Origin of the sequence: Nocardiopsis suaedae, assembly GCF_027706745.1 — a bacterium.
In the GTDB taxonomy this organism is placed as follows: Bacteria; Actinomycetota; Actinomycetes; order Streptosporangiales; family Streptosporangiaceae; genus Nocardiopsis_A; species Nocardiopsis_A suaedae.
Genome location: NZ_JAQFWP010000023.1, coordinates 40,161 through 58,095, shown reverse-complemented (window position 1 = coordinate 58,095; position 17,935 = coordinate 40,161). Strand labels below are relative to the sequence as shown.

17 protein-coding genes are annotated in these 17,935 nt (G+C 72.8%); 12 read left to right on the top strand and 5 right to left on the bottom strand.

Annotation, left to right across the window (positions count from 1 at the left end; all coding sequences use genetic code 11):
* Positions 1-39: 39 nt before the first annotated feature.
* The gene (locus tag O4U47_RS13995; RefSeq protein WP_270678281.1) at positions 40-711 is read right to left on the bottom strand and encodes a hypothetical protein; all 672 of its coding nucleotides are present in this window, start codon (positions 709-711) and stop codon (positions 40-42) included.
* Positions 712-1,184: 473 nt separating this feature from the next.
* Between O4U47_RS13995 and O4U47_RS13990 the strand changes: the two genes are divergently transcribed.
* Positions 1,185-1,745, top strand: coding sequence for a hypothetical protein (locus O4U47_RS13990; RefSeq protein ID WP_270678280.1), 561 nt, complete (start codon positions 1,185-1,187; stop codon positions 1,743-1,745).
* On the opposite strand, the gene O4U47_RS13985 is transcribed toward O4U47_RS13990, so the two are convergent.
* The gene (locus O4U47_RS13985) at positions 1,735-2,160 is read right to left on the bottom strand and encodes a hypothetical protein (protein WP_270678279.1); all 426 of its coding nucleotides are present in this window, start codon (positions 2,158-2,160) and stop codon (positions 1,735-1,737) included. The genes O4U47_RS13990 and O4U47_RS13985 overlap by 11 nt on opposite strands.
* A gap of 267 nt (positions 2,161-2,427) precedes the next feature.
* Complete coding sequence (locus tag O4U47_RS13980; protein WP_270678278.1) at positions 2,428-2,637, bottom strand: hypothetical protein; 210 nt, start codon at positions 2,635-2,637, stop codon at positions 2,428-2,430.
* Between the two features lie 189 nt (positions 2,638-2,826).
* Between O4U47_RS13980 and O4U47_RS13975 the strand changes: the two genes are divergently transcribed.
* Both O4U47_RS13975 and O4U47_RS13970 read left to right on the top strand, forming a co-directional pair.
* Positions 2,827-3,669, top strand: coding sequence for an exonuclease domain-containing protein (locus O4U47_RS13975; RefSeq protein ID WP_270678277.1), 843 nt, complete (start codon positions 2,827-2,829; stop codon positions 3,667-3,669).
* 256 nt (positions 3,670-3,925) lie between these two features.
* Entirely contained in the window at positions 3,926-5,674 is a 1,749-nt protein-coding gene (locus tag O4U47_RS13970; protein WP_270678276.1) for a BCCT family transporter, read from the top strand.
* A gap of 10 nt (positions 5,675-5,684) precedes the next feature.
* On the opposite strand, the gene O4U47_RS13965 is transcribed toward O4U47_RS13970, so the two are convergent.
* Complete coding sequence (locus O4U47_RS13965) at positions 5,685-6,794, bottom strand: carbohydrate kinase family protein (protein ID WP_270678275.1); 1,110 nt, start codon at positions 6,792-6,794, stop codon at positions 5,685-5,687.
* Between the two features lie 184 nt (positions 6,795-6,978).
* On the opposite strand from O4U47_RS13965, the gene O4U47_RS13960 reads away from it, so the two are divergent.
* The 7 genes from O4U47_RS13960 (at position 6,979) to O4U47_RS13930 (ending at position 14,747) form a co-directional block, all read left to right on the top strand.
* Positions 6,979-8,334: a 6-phospho-beta-glucosidase gene (locus tag O4U47_RS13960; protein ID WP_270678274.1), complete on the top strand. Its 1,356-nt coding sequence runs from the start codon at positions 6,979-6,981 to the stop codon at positions 8,332-8,334.
* Between the two features lie 55 nt (positions 8,335-8,389).
* Positions 8,390-9,382 (top strand): mycothiol synthase, encoded by a 993-nt coding sequence (gene mshD / locus O4U47_RS13955; protein WP_270678273.1) that lies wholly within the window; start codon positions 8,390-8,392, stop codon positions 9,380-9,382.
* A 279-nt stretch (positions 9,383-9,661) separates the two neighbouring features.
* The gene (pstS, locus tag O4U47_RS13950) at positions 9,662-10,792 is read left to right on the top strand and encodes a phosphate ABC transporter substrate-binding protein PstS (protein ID WP_270678272.1); all 1,131 of its coding nucleotides are present in this window, start codon (positions 9,662-9,664) and stop codon (positions 10,790-10,792) included.
* 238 nt (positions 10,793-11,030) lie between these two features.
* Positions 11,031-11,996, top strand: coding sequence for a phosphate ABC transporter permease subunit PstC (gene pstC, locus O4U47_RS13945; protein WP_270678271.1), 966 nt, complete (start codon positions 11,031-11,033; stop codon positions 11,994-11,996).
* Positions 11,997-13,088, top strand: a complete 1,092-nt coding sequence (pstA, locus tag O4U47_RS13940; protein ID WP_270678270.1) for a phosphate ABC transporter permease PstA — start codon at positions 11,997-11,999, stop codon at positions 13,086-13,088.
* A gap of 49 nt (positions 13,089-13,137) precedes the next feature.
* Positions 13,138-13,917, top strand: a complete 780-nt coding sequence (gene pstB / locus O4U47_RS13935; RefSeq protein ID WP_270678269.1) for a phosphate ABC transporter ATP-binding protein PstB — start codon at positions 13,138-13,140, stop codon at positions 13,915-13,917.
* Positions 13,918-14,414: 497 nt separating this feature from the next.
* Positions 14,415-14,747, top strand: a complete 333-nt coding sequence (locus O4U47_RS13930; protein WP_270678268.1) for a serine protease inhibitor — start codon at positions 14,415-14,417, stop codon at positions 14,745-14,747.
* A 203-nt stretch (positions 14,748-14,950) separates the two neighbouring features.
* On the opposite strand, the gene O4U47_RS13925 is transcribed toward O4U47_RS13930, so the two are convergent.
* Positions 14,951-15,568 carry a DUF47 domain-containing protein gene (locus O4U47_RS13925; RefSeq protein ID WP_270678267.1) on the bottom strand — a complete coding sequence of 206 codons (618 nt, stop codon included), beginning with the start codon at positions 15,566-15,568 and terminating at the stop codon, positions 14,951-14,953.
* 384 nt (positions 15,569-15,952) lie between these two features.
* On the opposite strand from O4U47_RS13925, the gene O4U47_RS13920 reads away from it, so the two are divergent.
* Together O4U47_RS13920 and purF are read left to right on the top strand one after the other, a co-directional pair.
* Complete coding sequence (locus tag O4U47_RS13920) at positions 15,953-16,420, top strand: sterol carrier family protein (RefSeq protein WP_270678266.1); 468 nt, start codon at positions 15,953-15,955, stop codon at positions 16,418-16,420.
* A gap of 72 nt (positions 16,421-16,492) precedes the next feature.
* Complete coding sequence (gene purF, locus O4U47_RS13915) at positions 16,493-17,929, top strand: amidophosphoribosyltransferase (protein ID WP_408638972.1); 1,437 nt, start codon at positions 16,493-16,495, stop codon at positions 17,927-17,929.
* The last annotated feature ends 6 nt before the right edge of the window (positions 17,930-17,935 follow it).

The following is a 17,935-nucleotide window of genomic DNA, read 5'->3' as shown; positions in this document are numbered from 1 at the left end:
GCCGGGCTCTGGAAGCGCTGCCTTGCCGACTCGGAGCGGTCAGCCGTCCGATTCCTCTCGCTCCGGGGGCTCGGACTCCTCCGGGGGCGCGGGGGTCGACCGCGCTTCGGGCTCTGCGCGGTCCGGGCTCCACAGGCGGCGGGCCTCGGCCGCCGCCTCCACCGCCCTCTCCGTGCCGTCCGGGAGCTCGGGGCGGTCCAGGATGAAGCGCAGCGCCGCCTTCGGCCGTGCCAGGACCGACCCGCCCGCGCGCATCACCGGGTCCGGCAGGCGGCCCGACACCAGCAGCACCGGGACCGCCTCCTGCACCCCCACCGCGCGGGCGGCCCGGGCGGCGGCCGCCGCGTGGCGCTCCACCACCCGCTCGGCCGGGCGCCCGCCGATCGTCCAGGTCCCGCCGCCGCGCGCCACCGCGTTCCGCCGGTGCCGCGCGTCCAGCAGGTACACCCCCGTCGACCCCGCCGCCAGCACCCGGCCCGACGGGGCGGCGACCAGGCGGTAGCCGCGGCGGCGCAGGCCGCGCAGCACCCGGCCGCGGGCCCAGGCCGGGCCGAGCAGCGGCGCGGCGGCGGCCGTGATCACGTAGGCGAGTGCGGTCAGGGCGGCCACGAGCAGCCCGGCCCGCCAGCCCAGGAACCCGGCGCCCATCACCCCGGCCGCGGCCGTGATCACCGCCCGGACCAGCAGGCGCGCCAACGAGCCGTCCGCCAACGGACACCGCACCCTTCGGTCGTCTCCCCCATGTGGGCCCCGCCCCGCGGGGCCTCTCATGCCACCACCGGAACGCCCCGCACCGCAATGGATTCGGCCGAAATCCCGGCGGTGGACGCGGCGAAACCCGTGACGCATCCGACACTCCGTTTCCGCCGTTCCCCTTGACAGCGTTCTCGCAGGTTGGTGTCCTTGTGCGCATGCATCCGCGTACCCAGGCGACCCGACCGGTCATGGCCCGCCAGGCCCATGAGGCCTCCCGCCGTGCGGCCGCCGTCGTGTGTCCGTCGCCGTGTACGCGCTTCTCGTGTCGCTGAGAGCGCCCCGCCTTCCCTGTAGAGCACCGCGCCTCCCGGCCTTGAGCCGCTGACCGCCGCTCGGCCGAGTACCGCCGCCCGCTGCCCCGCGCAGCCCGCGCCGCCTTCCCGCAGCGCCTCTCCGCACGCCTTCGCACGACCGAGGATCCGACTCCGGTGTCGAACACTGCCGCTTCCGCACTCGCCGTACCCGCTCCGGCACACTCCGCCGTCATCGATGGGCCCCGCACCGGCGGCCGCCCCGCCGTCCACCCGGACGGCATCGGCGACATCGTCGACGCGGGGCGCCGCTCCGCCTACCCGCACCTGGCACCGCCCCGCACCGCCCCCACTCCGGGCCGGCTCGCCGCGGCCGCCGCGGCGGCCGCCGCCGCCCTGGCCCGGCCCTCGCTGTGGCCCCGGCGGCGCGGGCGCTGGCAGCCCGCGCCGCGCCCGGCCCGCCGCCACGCCACCGGCCGGATGAAGGTGAGCACCCTGGCCCTGGAACCGAACGGCTTCGCCGCGCTCCCCGCCCCCGCCGACGGCATCCCGGGCACGGGGTCGGTGCTGCGCCTGGTGGCCGGGAGCGCCCACCTGGTGTCCACCTCGCCGGACGGCCGGATGCGTGCCCTGCGCGAGGTCCCCGCCGGGCGCACGCTCTCCCTGGGCTCCGGCGGCGGGCGCTGGCTGGTCAACACCGGCTCCGAGGCGGCCGTCGTGGTGCGGGTCAGCGGCTGACCTCCGTCCCGCCGTCCGGCCCGGACGCGCCCCCCGCGCCGCCCTCCCCGTCCTCGGCGGAGGCCTGCGCGCGCAGCGCGGCGTCGACCGCCTCGACCTGGCGCAGCAGCGCCGCGGTGCGCTTGCCCTCGTCCAGGTAGGCGTTCATCACCTGGTCGAGGGCGTGCGGGGGCAGGTGGTCGCGCAGGTCGACGCGGGCGGTGCGGTACCCCCGGCGTGCGCCCTCCAGGCAGGACGCGACGTGGATGCGCGCCAGCCGGGACAGCGCCACCGGGTGGCGCCGCAGCACCCCGTGCAACCGGTATTCGGCGGGCACCTGGTCGAACAGCCACACCACGGCGGTCTGCCCGAAGGACTCGGCGCCGGGCGGGTGCACACTCGCCGGCCACTCCGCGGGAAGCTGCTGGTCGGACATATCTCCAGCATACCCACCTGATACGAACACGTGTTCGACGACCCTGGCCGTAGGCGGCCGCCGCGCAGGGGCGGGGGTCCGGGAAGCACAGGGGGCTAAAGGGCGCACCCCTGCCGGGCACACCCTGCGGGGCGCGCCCCTCCGGCGGTCACGGCCTTAAAAGCCCGCGCGGACAGGCGGACGCGCCCTTGTCGATCTCCGGGAAGTCGGGGTCGAACAGTAGAGACCACCGACACCGAATGCGCCCTGCCGCCGCCCGGCCAACCGCTAGCCCTGTTCCTGCTCCTGGTCCTCCTTGGCGGAGGCGCGGCTCTCCAGTTCGACCCGCATGGCGTATTCGGCGGCGTCGACGGCGGCCCGTGAGGTGATGGCGTTGGTGTGCGCCCGCTCCAGGTCGTCGAGGGCGATGCAGTCGAACGCCACGCGCGCGTCGTGGATCGCGGCTTCGAGCTGGCGCTGGGCCTCTTCCATGCTCATCTCGTCCTCCTTGACCCTTCGGCCGACCCTTCGGTCCCTCCGGCTCCTTTGGGCGTACCCGGACCCGGGGGGCGCCATGTCCCCCGGCGGCCCCACCGGCCCCGGACCCCTGCCCTCCAGGCGTTCCGGCGCGAACCGTCGCACCCCGGCGATACGCTTCCGACGACCACGGGGAAAGCGAGGCCCGAGATGCGCAACAACTATGCGGGGACCTGTACCGCCTGCGGGTCCTCCGTCGCCGCCCGGGAGGGCGAGGCGCTCAAGGAGGACGGGCGCTGGCGCGTCTACTGCGCCGACCACGCACCGCGCCCGGCCGCGCCCCCGCGCGGGGACCACCCGGGCTGGCACTCCGGCGCCCTCGCCGGGTACGACTGCGAGACCTCCGCCCCCGACCCGCGCACCGCCTTCCTGGTCTCGGCGGCCCTGGTCGCCCCGGACGGGACGGCCCGCACCTGGCTGGTCGACCCGGGCCCGCGCGAGATCCCGCCGGAGGCGGTCGAGGTGCACGGCATCACCACCGAGCGCGCCCGCGCCGAGGGCCTGCCCGCGGAGAAGGTGCTGCCCGAGATCGCCGGTGCCCTCACCGGGCACCTGGCGGCCGGGCACGGCCTGGCCGTCTTCAACGCCCCCTTCGACCTGGGGGTGCTCTCCGCCGAGCTGCGCCGCCTGGGGCTGCCCACGCTCGCCGAGCGGCTGGCCGGGCGGGTCGGCCCGATCATCGACCCGCTGGTGATCGACCGCGGCGCCGACCCCTACCGCAAGGGCCGCCGCACCCTCGGCGACCTGTGCGCCTTCTACGAGGTGGAGCTGAACGGCGCGCACACCGCCGAGGGGGACGCGGCCGCCTGCCTGGCGCTGGCCCGCGAGATCGGCGCCCGCCGCCCGGCGGTCGCCGGACTCCCGCTGCCCGAGCTGCACGAGCGGCAGGTCGGCTGGGCCCAGGAGCACGCGCGGGGACTGCAGGAGTGGCTGGACCGCACCCGCCCCGGGCACGGCCGGACCATCGACGGCACCTGGCCCGAGAGCCTGTAGGGGGCCTCCGCCGGTCCGGGGCGGACGCCCCTGACCGGCGACGACTGTTCGAAAAGTAACAAACGCCTTCCCCGGGGCTTTATTTACCGTTCACCTCTGAGCCTGGTACGGGTGTGCCCGGCCGCACGGACCCGTGTCCGCCGGCCGCACCCGGCGTCAGCACCGCCCCCCCCCCGAAGGCGGGGCCGATTCGCCTGCCCTGAAGCCGTCAGAGTAAGGAGGCGGCGCGCCTGCTCCAGGAGCGTCGGATGGAACTGTGGCGATAGACAACGGCAACGGCCCCACCACGGGGGAGATCAGCACCGAGGACCTGCTCTGGGAGCCGCCGGAGCGCTCCCGGGCCGACCTCAAGCCCAAGACCGACCGGATCGTGTTCGGCGTCGCGGCGGTCCTCTCCATCGCGTTCCTCGTCTGGGGCGTGGTGAACAAGGACTCGCTGAAGGGCATCTCGGCCGGGGCGCTCCAGGCGCTCATGCACAACGGCGGCTGGGTCTTCGTCCTCGCCGCCTCGGTGTTCGTGGTGTTCGCCCTGTGGCTGGCGTTCAGCCGCTACGGCAACATCCGGCTGGGGCGCGACGACGAGGAGCCCGAGTTCCGGACGGTCTCCTGGATCTCCATGATGTTCGGCGCGGGCATGGGCATCGGCATGGTGTTCTACGGCGTCGGCGAGCCCTTGGGGCACTTCCTCACCTCTCCCCCGGGGACGGAGGGCGCCTCGACCGGCGCCGCGGTGGGGCACGCGATGTCCACCACCCTCTTCCACTGGACCCTGCACCCCTGGGCGATCTACGCGGTGGTGGGCCTGGCGATCGCCTACGGCACCTTCCGCCGCGGCCGCGGCCAGCTCATCAGCGCCGCCTTCACCCCGCTGATCGGCGAGCGGCACGCCAACGGCGCCCTGGGCCGCCTGATCGACGTCTTCGCCCTGTTCGCCACCCTCTTCGGCACCGCCGCCTCGCTGGGCCTGGGCACCCTGCAGATCGCCGAGGGCCTGCGCCAGATCGGCTGGATCGGAGAGCCGACCGAGCCCGTCCTGCTCGCCATCATCGGCGTGCTGCTGCTGTGCTTCCTGGCCTCGGCCGTGTCCGGCGTGGCCAAGGGCATCCAGTGGCTGTCCAACACCAACCTGGTGCTGGCGCTGGCCGTCCTGGTCTTCCTGCTGGCCACCGGGGCGACGGTGTTCGTGTTCAACCTGATCCCGACCTCCCTGGGCGCCTACTTCCAGGACTTCTTCGCCAACGCCGGGCGCACCGCCGACACCGCGAAGGGCGCCGAGGAGTGGCTGTCCGGGTGGACGATCTTCTACTGGGCCTGGTGGATCTCCTGGTCCCCGTTCGTGGGCATGTTCATCGCCCGGATCAGCCGCGGGCGCACCATCCGCGAGTTCGTCGGCGGCGTCATCCTGGTGCCCAGCGCCCTGAGCCTGGTCTGGTTCGCCGTGATGGGCGGCAACGCGCTCTTCCTGCAGATGAACGGCACCGACCTGTCGGCGGCCGGCGACACCGAGGCGCAGCTGTTCGGGCTGCTCAAGGAGTTCCCGGCGTTCACCTTCGTGGCCCTGGTGGTGATGGTGCTGATCGGCATCTTCTTCATCACCGGCGCCGACTCGGCGTCGATCATCATGGGCACCATGTCCCAGCGCGGCGCGATCCAGCCCCAGCGGCCGATCACCGTCTTCTGGGGCCTGATGATGGGCGGCGTGGCCGCGACCATGATGCTGGCCGGGGGCAGTGACGCGCTCAGCGGGCTGCAGACGCTCACGATCATCGTCGCCGCGCCGTTCACGCTGATCCTGCTGCTGCTGTGCGTGGCTCTCGTGCGCGACCTGCGGCGCGACCCGATGGTGCTGCGCTCGGCCAAGGCCGAGGAGGTGGTCACCGCCGCCGTGGTGGCCGGGGCCCAGGACCACGACGGCGACTTCCAGCTGGAGATCTCCGCCGCCGAGGACCCCTCCGCTCCGGAGGGCTCCGGGGACGGCGCCCCCGAGGGGGCGGGCCGCGCCTGACCCGCGCGGGTCAGGCGCGCAGGCCGATGGTCGCGCTGGCGCGGCGGCGGTCCGTGGGCATCCACTCCATGGGGACGAGCTCCGACAGGAACCCGTACCCCTGGCCCGCGGCGCCGCCGCGCACCCCGCCCCACCAGGCGGCCACGTCGGCCCAGCCGGGGGCGGACAGGGACCCGCCGGTGTGCTGGACCGACAGCGCGGCGCACAGGTTGGCGAAACGCAGCCGGCGCTCCAGCGGCCAGGCGGCCAGGGTGCCGACGATGAACGCGGCGCCGAACACGTCGCCCGCGCCGGTGGTGTCCACGCCCTCCAGCACCACGCCCTCGGCCTCCGCGGTCTCCCCGGTGGTCTGGTCCACCGCCAGCGCCCCGCGGGGCCCATCGGTGACCACCGCCACCGGCACCCGCTCGGCCAGCGCGGACAGCGCCGATGCGGGGCTTCCGGTGCGGGTGTAGGACATCGCCTCGATGGCGTTGGGCATGAACGCGTAGCACTGGTCGAGCTGGTCCAGCACCGACGAGCACCAGGTCTGGCTGTCGTCCCACCCGACGTCGGCGAAGATCCGGGCGCCGCCCTCGGCCTGGCGCGACGCCCACTCCGGCACCGGCCCGCCGGGGTTCAGCCCCACGAAGGCGGCCCGCGCCTGCGGCAGCGCCTCGGCCAGCCGCTCGACCGGCTCGGGCGGCGGGTGCTCGTGGGTGACCATGCCCCGGTCGCCCTTCCAGGCCAGCGACACCGTGAACGGCGAGTGCCAGTCGGGGAAGCGCTTGGACGCGCTCAGGTCCACCTTCTCCTGGCGCTCCAGGGTCTCCCAGGAGAAGTCGCCGTAGACGTCCTCCCCGAAGGCGGCGGCCACGGCCGTGCGCAGCCCCAGCCGCGAGGCGGCCACGGCCAGGTTGGCCACGCCGCCGGGGCACGACCCCATCCCCTGCGCCCCGACCTCGGTCCCCGGCGCGGGCGGGGCGGTCAACCCGGTCAGGACGATGTCGAAGAACACCGTCCCGCTCAGCGCGAGGTCGATCGCGGGGCCCTCCCCTTCGGGCCCCCGCTCTCCGGCCAGGACGTCCCTCCGCTCGCCGACGAGCGGCAGGGATTCGAGCGCGCGGCTCTGCTCCTCCATGTGCTCCTCCAATCGGCCATGGAGTGTGTGCCAGCAGGTTATGCACTCCGGGCCGAGGTGTCGCGCCGGAATCGGCCGCGCCGTTCGCGCCGGATCGGCGCCGGGTCCACGGGCCGTCGCACCTGATCCCCCTGTGGCGCCTGATCCCCCTGTGTCGGCCGTGTGGCGCCGATACGCTGGCGGCGTGCGTCTGACGATCCTCGGAGGGGGAGGATTCCGCGTCCCCCTCGTCTACCGTGCCCTGCTGGCCGACGTCCTGCGGGGCGACCCGGTCGTCACCGAGGTGGCGCTGCACGACACCGACCGCGGCCGCCTCGACGCGGTCTCGGCCGTGCTCGCCGCCCAGCGTGAGAAGTCCGGCGCCGACGTTCCGGTGCACACGACCACCGACCGCGCCGCCGCCCTGGACGGGGCGGGTACGGTGTTCTCGGCCATGCGGGTCGGCGGGATGCGGGGCCGCGTCCTGGACGAGCGCATCGCCCTCGACGCCGGTGTGCTGGGGCAGGAGACGGTCGGTGCGGGCGGGATCTCCTATGGGCTGCGCACCCTTCCCGAGGCGCTCGCCGCCGCGCACGACGTGGCCGAGCACGCCCCGGACGCCTGGCTGGTGAACTTCACCAACCCCGCGGGGCTGGTGACCGAGGCGATGGCGGGCGTCCTGGGCGACCGCGTGGTGGGCATCTGCGACTCCCCTGTGGGGCTGGGACGCCGCGCGGCCCGCGCGCTGGGGCTGGACCCGGCGGACGTGCACGTCGACTACGCCGGGCTGAACCACCTGGGGTGGGTGCGGGGCCTGCGTTCGGGAGGGCGCGACCTGCTGCCCGACCTGCTCGCCGACGCCCGCGCGCTGGAGTCCTTCGAGGAGGGGCGGCTCTTCGGCGCCGAATGGATCCGCGCCGTCGGTGCCCTGCCCAACGAATACCTGCACTACTACTACCTCGCCCGTGAGGCGCTCCAGGAGGCGAAGGCGGCCCCGCGCACCCGCGGGGAGCAGATCGTCGAACAGCAGCAGCGGTTCTACGACGAGGCTGGGGAGCGGCCTGCGGACGCCTACGAGCTGTGGGACCGCACCCGCCTGGAGCGGGAGCGCACCTACATGGCCGACAACCGCCGCGCCGCGGGCGGCTTCGAGCGCGAGACCGAGGACCTCGACGGCGGCGGCTACGAGGAGGTCGCCCTGGCCGTCATGCGCGCCGTCGCCCGGGACGAGCCCACCCGCCTGATCGTCAACACGCGCGGCCACGGCGCCCTGCCGGGGATCGCCCCCGACGCCGTGGTGGAGCTGCCCTGCATGGTCGACGGCTCGGGCGCCCACCCCCTCGCCGCCGCACCGCTCACCGGCCACCAGGAAGGGCTGGTCCGGTCGGTCAAGGCCGTCGAACGCGACGTGATCGAGGCGGTCCGCACGGGATCCCGCACGGCCGCCCTGCGCGCATTCGCCACCCACCCTCTGGTGGACTCGGTGGAGGCGGCCCGCACACTCCTGGAGGAATACACCCGGGCCTTCCCGGAGCTGCAGCGAGTGCTGGCGCACGACTGACAGCACCGCACCGCCACAGAGCCGCAGAGTGCCGCATACCTGGAAAGGCAGGCCGATGGACGAGGTCCGCATCGTTCGCTCGCTCGACGAGGAGGACGCCGAGCGCGTCCTGGCGCTGGCCGAAGAGGCCCACGCGCTGGACGGCGCCGAGGCGCTGTCCGAGCAGACGGTGCTGCGGGTGCGGCATGGGTCGCCCGAGGGCACCGCCCGCTTCCACCTGCTCGACGAGGAGGGCGACCTGGCGGGGTTCGCCTTCGCCGAGAAGTCCGCCGACGAGCCCGACTCGGCCGAGCTGCTGGTGGCGCCGGGACGCCGCCGCCGCGGCCACGGGACCGCCCTGGCCCGCTCGCTGCGCGCCGACGCGGGGGCCGCCGGGGTGCGGGTCTGGGCGCACGGCCGCCTGCCCGCCGCCCAGGGCCTGGCCGAGGCGCTGGGCTGGCACCGGGCGCGGGGCCTGCTCAAGATGCGGCTGCGGCTGCGCGGCGGGGACGGCGCCCCCGTCGGCCTGCCCGAGCCGAAGCCGTCCGGCGCCGTCGCCGACGGGGTGCGGGTGCGCGCCTTCCGCCCCGGTGAGGACGAGGCGGCGTTGGTGCGCAGCCACGCCGCGGCCTTCGCCGACCACCCCGAGCAGGGCGGGGTGACGCTGGAGGACCTGCGCCAGCGCCAGGCCGAACCGTGGTTCGACGCCGAGGGCTTCTTCGTCGCCGAGGAGACCGGCGGACCGGCGGCGCGGGGCGCGCAGGAGGCGCAGGACGCCGGAGAGGGCCGCATCGCCGGGTTCCACTGGACCAAGGTGCACGCCGACGGCGCGGGCCTGACCGACGGTGAACCGGTCGGCGAGGTGTACGTGGTCGGGGTCGCCCCCTCCTGGCAGGGCACCGGCCTCGGCCGCCTGCTGACCCTCGCCGGGGTCCGGTACCTGCGCGACCGCGGCCTGCCCTGGGTGCTGCTCTACGTCGACGAGGACAACCGGGCCGCCGTGCGCCTCTACGAGACCCTCGGATTCGAGGTCTGGGACGGCGACGTCATGTACGCCCCCGGCGACTGAGCGCACCGCCGCACTGGTCACCACGGCGCGCACAAGGGGGGCGCGCCGTGGTTAACCTCACGTCCACGCTATTTCCCACTGGCTTTCCGCCAGTCTCGTCCCCCCGTTCACCCTCTGTTCACCCTCGCTGGGACCGCTGGTCACCTCGCCTCCCTAACGTCGCATTTGGCGAGGTCAGCGGAGCTTTGAGCGTCGATCCGGACAATCCCCCCCGACGGACGACCGCGGAACTCGCCCACGGATGACGGTTCGGACGTCCAGAGGAAGGACACCGGGGCTGTGAAGCTCTTCAAGTACCGCCGGTTCGCGGGCTACACCGGCATCGCACTGGCCGGCACGATGGCCCTGGCCGCCTGCGGCAGTGACCAGGCCGTCGACCCCGAGAACGGCGGAGGGGCGGCCTCGGCCGGCTCCGCCGAGTGCGTCGACGGCGGCGGAACCCTCTCCGGAGCCGGCGCGAGCTCCCAGGAGAACGCGATGGCCACCTGGAAGGCGGCCTACGAGGGCGCCTGCGAGGGCACCACCGTCCAGTACGACTCGGTCGGCTCGGGCGCGGGCCGCTCCCAGTTCATCGACGGGGCCGTCTCCTTCGCCGGGTCCGACGCGGCGCTGGACGAGAAGGAGACCGAGCAGGCCGTCGAGCGGTGCAACGGCGCCGAGGTGGTCAACCTCCCCGCCTACATCTCCCCCATCGCCCTGATCTACAAGCTCGACGGGGTGGACAGCCTCAACCTGTCGCCGGAGACCATCGCCGGGATCTTCAACCAGGAGATCACCACCTGGAACGATGACGCGATCGCCGAGGACAACCCGGACGCGGACCTGCCCGACACCCCCATCGTCCCGGTGAACCGCTCCGACGAGTCCGGCACCACCGAGAACTTCGTCGCCTACCTCTCCGAGGCCGCCGGCGACGCCTGGCCGCACGAGGTCAGCGGCAACTGGCCGATCGAGCCGGGCGAGGCCGCCCAGGGCTCCTCCGGCGTGGTCTCGGCCGTGGAGGGCGGCCAGGGCACCATCGGCTACGTCGACGCCTCGCACGTCGGTGAGCTGAGCACCGCCGCGGTCGGCGTCGGCGACGGGTACGTCGAGTACAGCCCCGAGTCGGCCGCCGCCATCGTGGAGGCATCGCCGGAGCGCGAGGCCAACTCCGACAACGACCACGCGATCGAGCTGGACTACACCACCGACGACACCAGCGCCTACCCGATCGTGCTCGTCTCCTACGAGGTCGCCTGCATGGTCTACCCGGACCAGAGCGAGGCCGACCTGGTCAAGAGCTACCTGTCCTACGTGGTCAGCGAAGAGGGCCAGAACGCCGTCGCCGAGGAGGCCGGGTCCGCCCCGATCACCGAGGGCACCCGCGAGTCCCTCCAGGGAACGATCGACCAGATCTCCGCGGAGTCCTGATTCCGCAGAGCAGGGCCGCCTCAGGGTGGGGAGGGCGCCGCACCGGCGCCGTCCCCGCCCTTGGCGTGCGCGTACCCACCGATCCGGTCCGCACGGGTGTGCGGCGCGCCGCGTCGGGATGTGGTCGAAGCGCCCCCGGCGGCACCCCAGAATGTAGTCGGCCCTGTCATGGCATGTACCGAGGACAACCCATGTTCGCCCGGGGGCGGACCGTGACCCATTTCGACCGGAGTCTCACATGACCACCACGGACCCGTCAGCGACGGCGCCCCCGCAGAACCGGGGCAAGCGCCGTGTCGGCGACGTCGTCTTCGCCAATACCGCCCGCGGGTCGGGGATCCTGATCCTGGCGATCCTGGCGGGGGTGGCGGCCTTCCTGATCATCCAGTCCTCCGACTCGTTGGCCGCCAACACCGCCAACTTCTTCACCACCGAGTCCTGGGAAGCCAACACCCGTGAGAACCCGGCCTTCGGTGTCGCGGCACTGGCCTTCGGCACGGTGCTGGCGGCGACCATCGCGCTGGTGATCGCCACCCCGGTCGCGATCGGCATCGCGCTGTTCATCGTCTACTACGCGCCGCGCCGCATCGCCGCCGTCCTGGGGTACATGGTCGACCTGCTGGCGGCCATCCCCAGCGTGGTCTACGGCCTGTGGGGCATCGGCTACCTCGTCTTCGAGCTCCAGGGCTTCTACGACGGGCTCAACACCTACCTGGGCTGGATCCCGCTGTTCGCCGGGCCGGTCTCGACCACCGGCCGCACGATGCTCAGCGCCGGCATCGTGCTCGCGGTGATGATCCTGCCGATCATCACCGCCATGTCGCGCGACGTGTTCAAGCAGGTCCCCCAGGGGCACCAGGAGGCCGCCCTGGCGATGGGCGCCACCCGCTGGGAGATGATCCGCATGGCGGTGCTGCCCTTCGGCCGCCCCGGCGTCATCGGCGGCGCCATGCTGGGCCTGGGCCGCGCCCTGGGCGAGACCATGGCGGTGGCCATGATCCTCTCCCCTGCGCTGGTGATCTCGCCGTTCCTGCTGCAGAGCGGCAACCAGACCATCGCGGCGCACATCGCGCTGCAGTACCCCGAGGCCACCGGGTACGGCGTCTCCGCCCTGATCGCCGCGGGCCTGGTGCTGTTCGCCATCACCCTGGTCGTCAACATGGGCGCCCGGTTCGTCGTCGCGCGGCGCAAGGAGTTCTCCTAAATGACCACCACGACCCGACCGCAGTCCACCGGCTCGGCCGGTGACGGGCCGCAGGCCCAGCGCTCGATCCGCGGCGGCTCGCTGCCGCGCTACGCTCCCCCCGCGGTGCTGGCGGTCAGCGCGCTCGTCGCCTCCGGCGCCCTGTTCGCCCTCGGCTCCTTCCACCTGGTGACCGCCGGGCTGATCACCGCCGCGCTGTACGCCGTGGTGGTCGGCGCCGCCTCGGCCACCGTGGAGAACTCCCGCAAGGCCAAGGACCGCCTGGTCACCGCGGTGGTCTACATCTGCTTCGGCACCGCCATGCTGCCGCTGGTGTCGCTGCTGGCCACCGTGGTGCTGGAGGGGATCACCCGGCTCGACGGCTACTTCCTCACCGTCTCCATGAACGGCGTGACGCCGAGCATGGACGCCGGGGGCGTCTACCACGCCATCGTCGGCACCGTGGCCATCACCGGGCTGGCGGCGCTGATCTCCATCCCGATCGGCCTGTTCACCGCGATCTACCTGGTGGAGTACGGGCGGGGCAGGCTCGCCAAGGCGATCACCTTCTTCGTGGACGTGATGACCGGCATCCCCTCCATCGTGGCCGGCCTGTTCGTGGTCGCGCTGTGGATGGCGCTCTTCGGCCCCGGGGAGACCAACGGCGCGGCCGGCGCCGTCGCGCTGTCGGTGCTGATGATCCCGGTGGTGGTGCGCTCCAGCGAGGAGATGCTGCGGCTGGTGCCGCAGGAGCTGCGGGAGGCCTCCTACGCGCTGGGCGTGCCCAAGTGGCTGACCATCGTGAAGGTGGTCCTGCCCACCGCCGTGGCCGGTCTGACCACGGGAATCATGCTGGCCCTGGCCCGTGTTATCGGGGAGACGGCACCCCTGGTGCTCACCGCCGGGTCCTCGGCGGTGGCGATCAACTGGAACCTGTTCAACGGGCAGATGATGAGCCTGCCGGTGTTCATCTACTCGCAGGTGCGCATGGGAGGGGCGGTCAACATGGAGCGCGCCTGGGCCGCGGCGCTGACGCTGATCGCCATCGTCATGCTGCTGTTCCTGGCCGCGCGCCTGATCTCCCGGCTGTTCGCACCCAAACTCGGCCGCTGACCGGCACGACGACCCACCGACACCCGCTAGAGACACCTGAGGACTACCAGTGGCCAAACGAATCGACGTCTCCGGTCTGCACGTCTACTACGGCGACTTCCTCGCGGTCGAGGACGTCTCCATGACCATCGAGCCCCGGTCGGTGACGGCCTTCATCGGGTCGTCGGGCTGCGGCAAGTCGACGTTCCTGCGCACCCTCAACCGCATGCACGAGGTCACCCCCAACGCGCGCGTCGACGGCAAGGTGATGCTCGACGACATGGACATCTACGGCGCCGACGTGGACCCGGTCGAGGTCCGGCGCGAGGTGGGCATGGTCTTCCAGAAGGCCAACCCCTTCCCCACCATGTCCATCTACGACAACGTGATCGCCGGGGCCAAGCTCAACAACAAGCGCATGGGCAAGTCCGCCGCCGACGACCTGGTGGAGCGCTCGCTGCGCGGGGCCAACCTCTGGGAGGAGGTCAAGGACCGGCTCGGCAAGCCCGGGGCGGGCCTGTCCGGCGGCCAGCAGCAGCGGCTGTGCATCGCCCGGGCCACCGCGGTGGAGCCCAGCGTGCTGCTCATGGACGAGCCCTGCTCGGCCCTGGACCCCATCTCCACGCTGGCGATCGAGGACCTCATCCACAAGCTCAAGGAGGAGTACACGATCGTCATCGTCACCCACAACATGCAGCAGGCGGCGCGGGTGAGCGACCGGACGGCGTTCTTCAACCTGGCCGGCACCGGCAAGCCCGGCAGGCTGATCGAGATGGGCGAGACCAACAAGATCTTCACCAAGCCGGACGAGCAGGAGACCGAGAACTACATCACCGGCCGCTTCGGCTGAGCACCGGGCGCCCGGCGAGGGCGGCGGGGGCCGAGCCCCCGCCGCCCTTTTCTCATTCCGGAACCGGCGGGATCCCGTCCGCGTGAATGCGTTACCCAGGCGAAATAGGGCGGGGATATCTTCCCCGGCCCCACTCGGAGAAAACATCCCCACTTCACAGCCCCGGAACTCCGGTTCGGAACACCGTCGGCACGGAGTGTGAAGAAGGACACACCCATCGCACCGCCGGCCACCGCGGGCGCACCCTCACCCAGCACACCGCCCTGACCAGGTTGTTCACGGACCGCGACCGCCCGATAATTTAGTGCGACATTCAACGATCCGGGCGCCATACGGTAGACAATGACGGCACGCACGCCCGCCACCTGCCATCTTTACCGGATTTCAATGCACGCACACCGGCCGGCGGGCGCGTAATCGGGCCGTAATGCGAACACGGCCATTCGTTGCTACATTCTGCAGTGTTCCTCGCAATCACAAGTTGGAAGGGAACACCAATGAACCGCGTTATCCTCGCGGGTTCCGTCCTCGCCTGCGCGACCGCCTTCACGGCGCTCTTCCCGGCCACCGCCGGGGCCGCCGAGGCCGGAGCCGGCGATCCCTCCGGCGCCGTCCAGTGCCAGGGCGAGCAGTCCTGGCCCGAGCTGACGGGCGCCGACGCCCACACGGCCGAGCGCGTGATCGAGCGGGAGAACCCCCGCGTGAACGCCGTCCTCCTGCCGGAGGGCTCGTACGTGACCATGGACTTCCGGTGCGACCGGGTCCGCGTCTTCTACCTAGGCGAGGATCCCGCACCACTGATCGTCTCGCGCGCTCCGCAGGTCGGATAGCGCGCAGCAGAGCCGGACCGCCGGGCGCCGCCACCGGACGACCGCGCCCCACTCCCCGGGGCCGCGGGGATGGCGCCGAGGCGGTCCCGTCCCGCCGCACGGGGTGCGGGCCGTACGGCGGGACACGCGGCCCGCGCCGCGCGTGGACCTGTGGGAGCGTCCGCGCGGCGCGGGCCGCACTCCGTCGTCGGCCCCGGGAGGGGTCAGGACTTCTTGACCGCGATGGTCTCCACCGTGTTGGCCACGTGCTCGAAGGCGTCGGCGGCGGCCTCCAGCTCCTCCACCACGTCCTTGAGCTTCATCACCGTCAGCGCGTCGTATCCGCCGTCGAACAGGTGCGCCAGGAGCCGCCGGTAGATCTGGTCGGCCTGGTTCTCCAGCTGGTTGATCTCGATCCAGTAGCGCGCCAGGTCCTTCATGGTGCGCAGCCGGGGCATCGCCTCGGCGGTCAGCTCCGCCGCCCGCTCCAGCACCTCGACCTGGTCGATGATGCCCTTGGGCAGCCGCTCCAGCCGGTACAGGCCGATCAGGTCGACCGCGGCGTCCATCGCGTCCATCACGTCGTCCAGCGACGAGGCGAGCTTGTAGATGTCCTCCCGGTCGAAGGGCGTGGCGGAGCGGCCGTTGAGCCGCCGCATGATGGCGTGGGTGCGCTCATCCCCGGCGTGCTCGCAGGCGCGCATCTTCTCGCCGATCGCGTCGCGGTCGCCACCGTCGCCGATCAGCTCGGCCAGCAGCCGCGCCCCGATGACCAGGTTGTTCGCGGAGTCGGCGAACATCTCGTAGTAGCTGTCATCACGCGGTGTCAGGCGCAGGCGCACATTTGACTCCCGAAGTGCGGGTGGGTCGTCCGTAGGGATGGTACGGGGATCATTCGGACAAATTGGTCGCACTGTCGGCACGGGCACGTTCGCGGATCGCACGCCGGGCGACCCTCCCCGGCTGCGGGTTCATCCTAACCGCCCCGCTTCGCCCGTTACCTGGTCCGGGGCGGTGCCCGCCCCCGGCCGGTACCCGAACGGAAGATTCGCGAACAGGACATGAATCACAGGAGAACACCAGAGTGCGCACGGCCCGGCACCCCCTCTCCACTCGTGGGACGCCCGGTGTTCACCGGGGCGACGCGACGAGTTCCGCCACTGGACAGTTTCCAGGGAGGGCGCTGACAGGGCAACCACCCTGGCGAGGGCGATTACCCTTCCCCCATGCCCTCCCGCCCGACCGCCGCCCAGCGCCGCCAGGCCGCACTGCGCGAGGCGCTCGGCGCCCAGCGCGCCGCCCTCGGCCTGCCGCCCTACGACGGATCCGACCGCCCCGAGGCCACCTTGTGGGCCTGCATGGACGCGGTGCTGGAGGCCTACGCCCGGGGCGCGGCTCCGGTGCGGGCCGCCGTGCGGGCCGCCGTGCGCGGCACTCTGGACGAGCTCAGCGCCCGGGCGCCCGGGCACAGCCTGGAGGTGCGGGTGCCGCCGTTCGGCGCGGTCCAGGTCATCGAGGGGCCGCGGCACACCCGAGGGACGCCCCCGGGGGTCGTGGAGACCGGCCCGCGCACCTGGCTGGAGCTGGCCGCAGGGCTCCGGGAGTGGGACGCGGCGGTCGCCGGGCACGCGGTCGCGGCCAGCGGCGAACGCGCCGACCTGGCGGCGTTCCTGCCGCTGAGGGGCGCCGAATGAACCCCGGGTGGCACGTGGGGCCCAGGCAGGCACTAAGCTGAAAGCGTGTCGCAACCCGACGGCCGGCTCAGCATGGACCTCGACCCGTTCGAGCGCCCCGCACAGGACGAATGCGGTGTGTTCGGTGTCTGGGCACCCGGCGAAGAAGTCAGCAAGCTCACCTATTTCGGCCTCTACGCACTCCAGCACCGCGGCCAGGAGTCCGCGGGCATCGCCCTGAGCGACGGCGAGCGCATCGTCGTCTACAAGGACATGGGCCTGGTCTCCCAGGTCTTCGACGAGTCGACCCTGGAGTCGCTCAAGGGCCACCTCGCGATCGGGCACTGCCGGTACTCCACGACCGGCTCCCCCGTGTGGGAGAACGCCCAGCCGACGTTCTACACGGCCCGCGACGGCGGCCTGGCCCTGGGCCACAACGGCAACCTGATCAACACGCCCGAGCTGGCGGCCATGCTGCCGAACGACCGGCTCGGCGCCAGCACCGACACCGAGGTGCTCACCAACCTGCTCGCCCAGGGCGGGGGCCGCACCACCGAGGAGGCGGCGCTCGAGCTGCTCCCCACGGTCCAGGGCGCGTTCTCGCTGGTGTTCATGGACGAGAACACCCTGTACGCCGCCCGCGACCCGCAGGGCATCCGCCCCTTCGTGCTGGGACGCCTGGGCAACGGCTGGGCCGTGGCCAGCGAGACCGCCGCGCTCGACATCGTCGGCGCCACCTTCGTGCGCGAGATCGAGCCGGGCGAGATGCTCACCATCGACGAGCGGGGCGTGCGCTCCATGCGCTTCGCCTCCGCCGAGCCCAAGGGCTGCCTGTTCGAGTACGTCTACCTGGCCCGCCCGGACACCACCATCGCCGGGCGCAACGTCAACACCACCCGGGTGGAGGTCGGCCGCCGCCTGGCCGAGGAGCACCCGGCCGAGGCCGACCTGGTCATCCCCGTGCCCGAGTCGGGCACCCCCGCCGCGGTCGGCTACGCCCGCGGCAGCGGGATCCCCTTCGCCCAGGGGCTGGTGAAGAACTCCTACGTGGGCCGGACCTTCATCCAGCCCAGCCAGACCCTGCGCGAGCTCGGGATCCGCCTCAAGCTCAACCCCCTGCGCGACGTCATCGAGGGCAAGCGCCTGGTCGTGGTGGACGACTCCATCGTGCGCGGGAACACCCAGCGCGCGCTGGTGCGCATGCTGCGCGAGGCCGGGGCCGCCGAGGTGCACGTGCGCATCTCCAGTCCCCCGGTGATGTGGCCCTGCTACTACGGCGTGGACTTCGCCAGCAAGGCCGAGCTGATCGCGGGCAACCTGAGCACCGAGGAGATCCGCGCCTCGATCGGCGCCGACTCCCTGGGCTTCATCGGCCTGGACGAGCTGGTCGCCGCCACCGAGGTGGCCAAGGACCGGCTCTGCCGCGCCTGCTTCGACGGGGTGTACCCGATCGAGGTGGACGAGGCCTCCCGCGGCAAGTACCTGCTGGAGAAGGCCTGCGGCGCGCCCAAGGCGGGCTCGCCGGCCTGAGCGGCC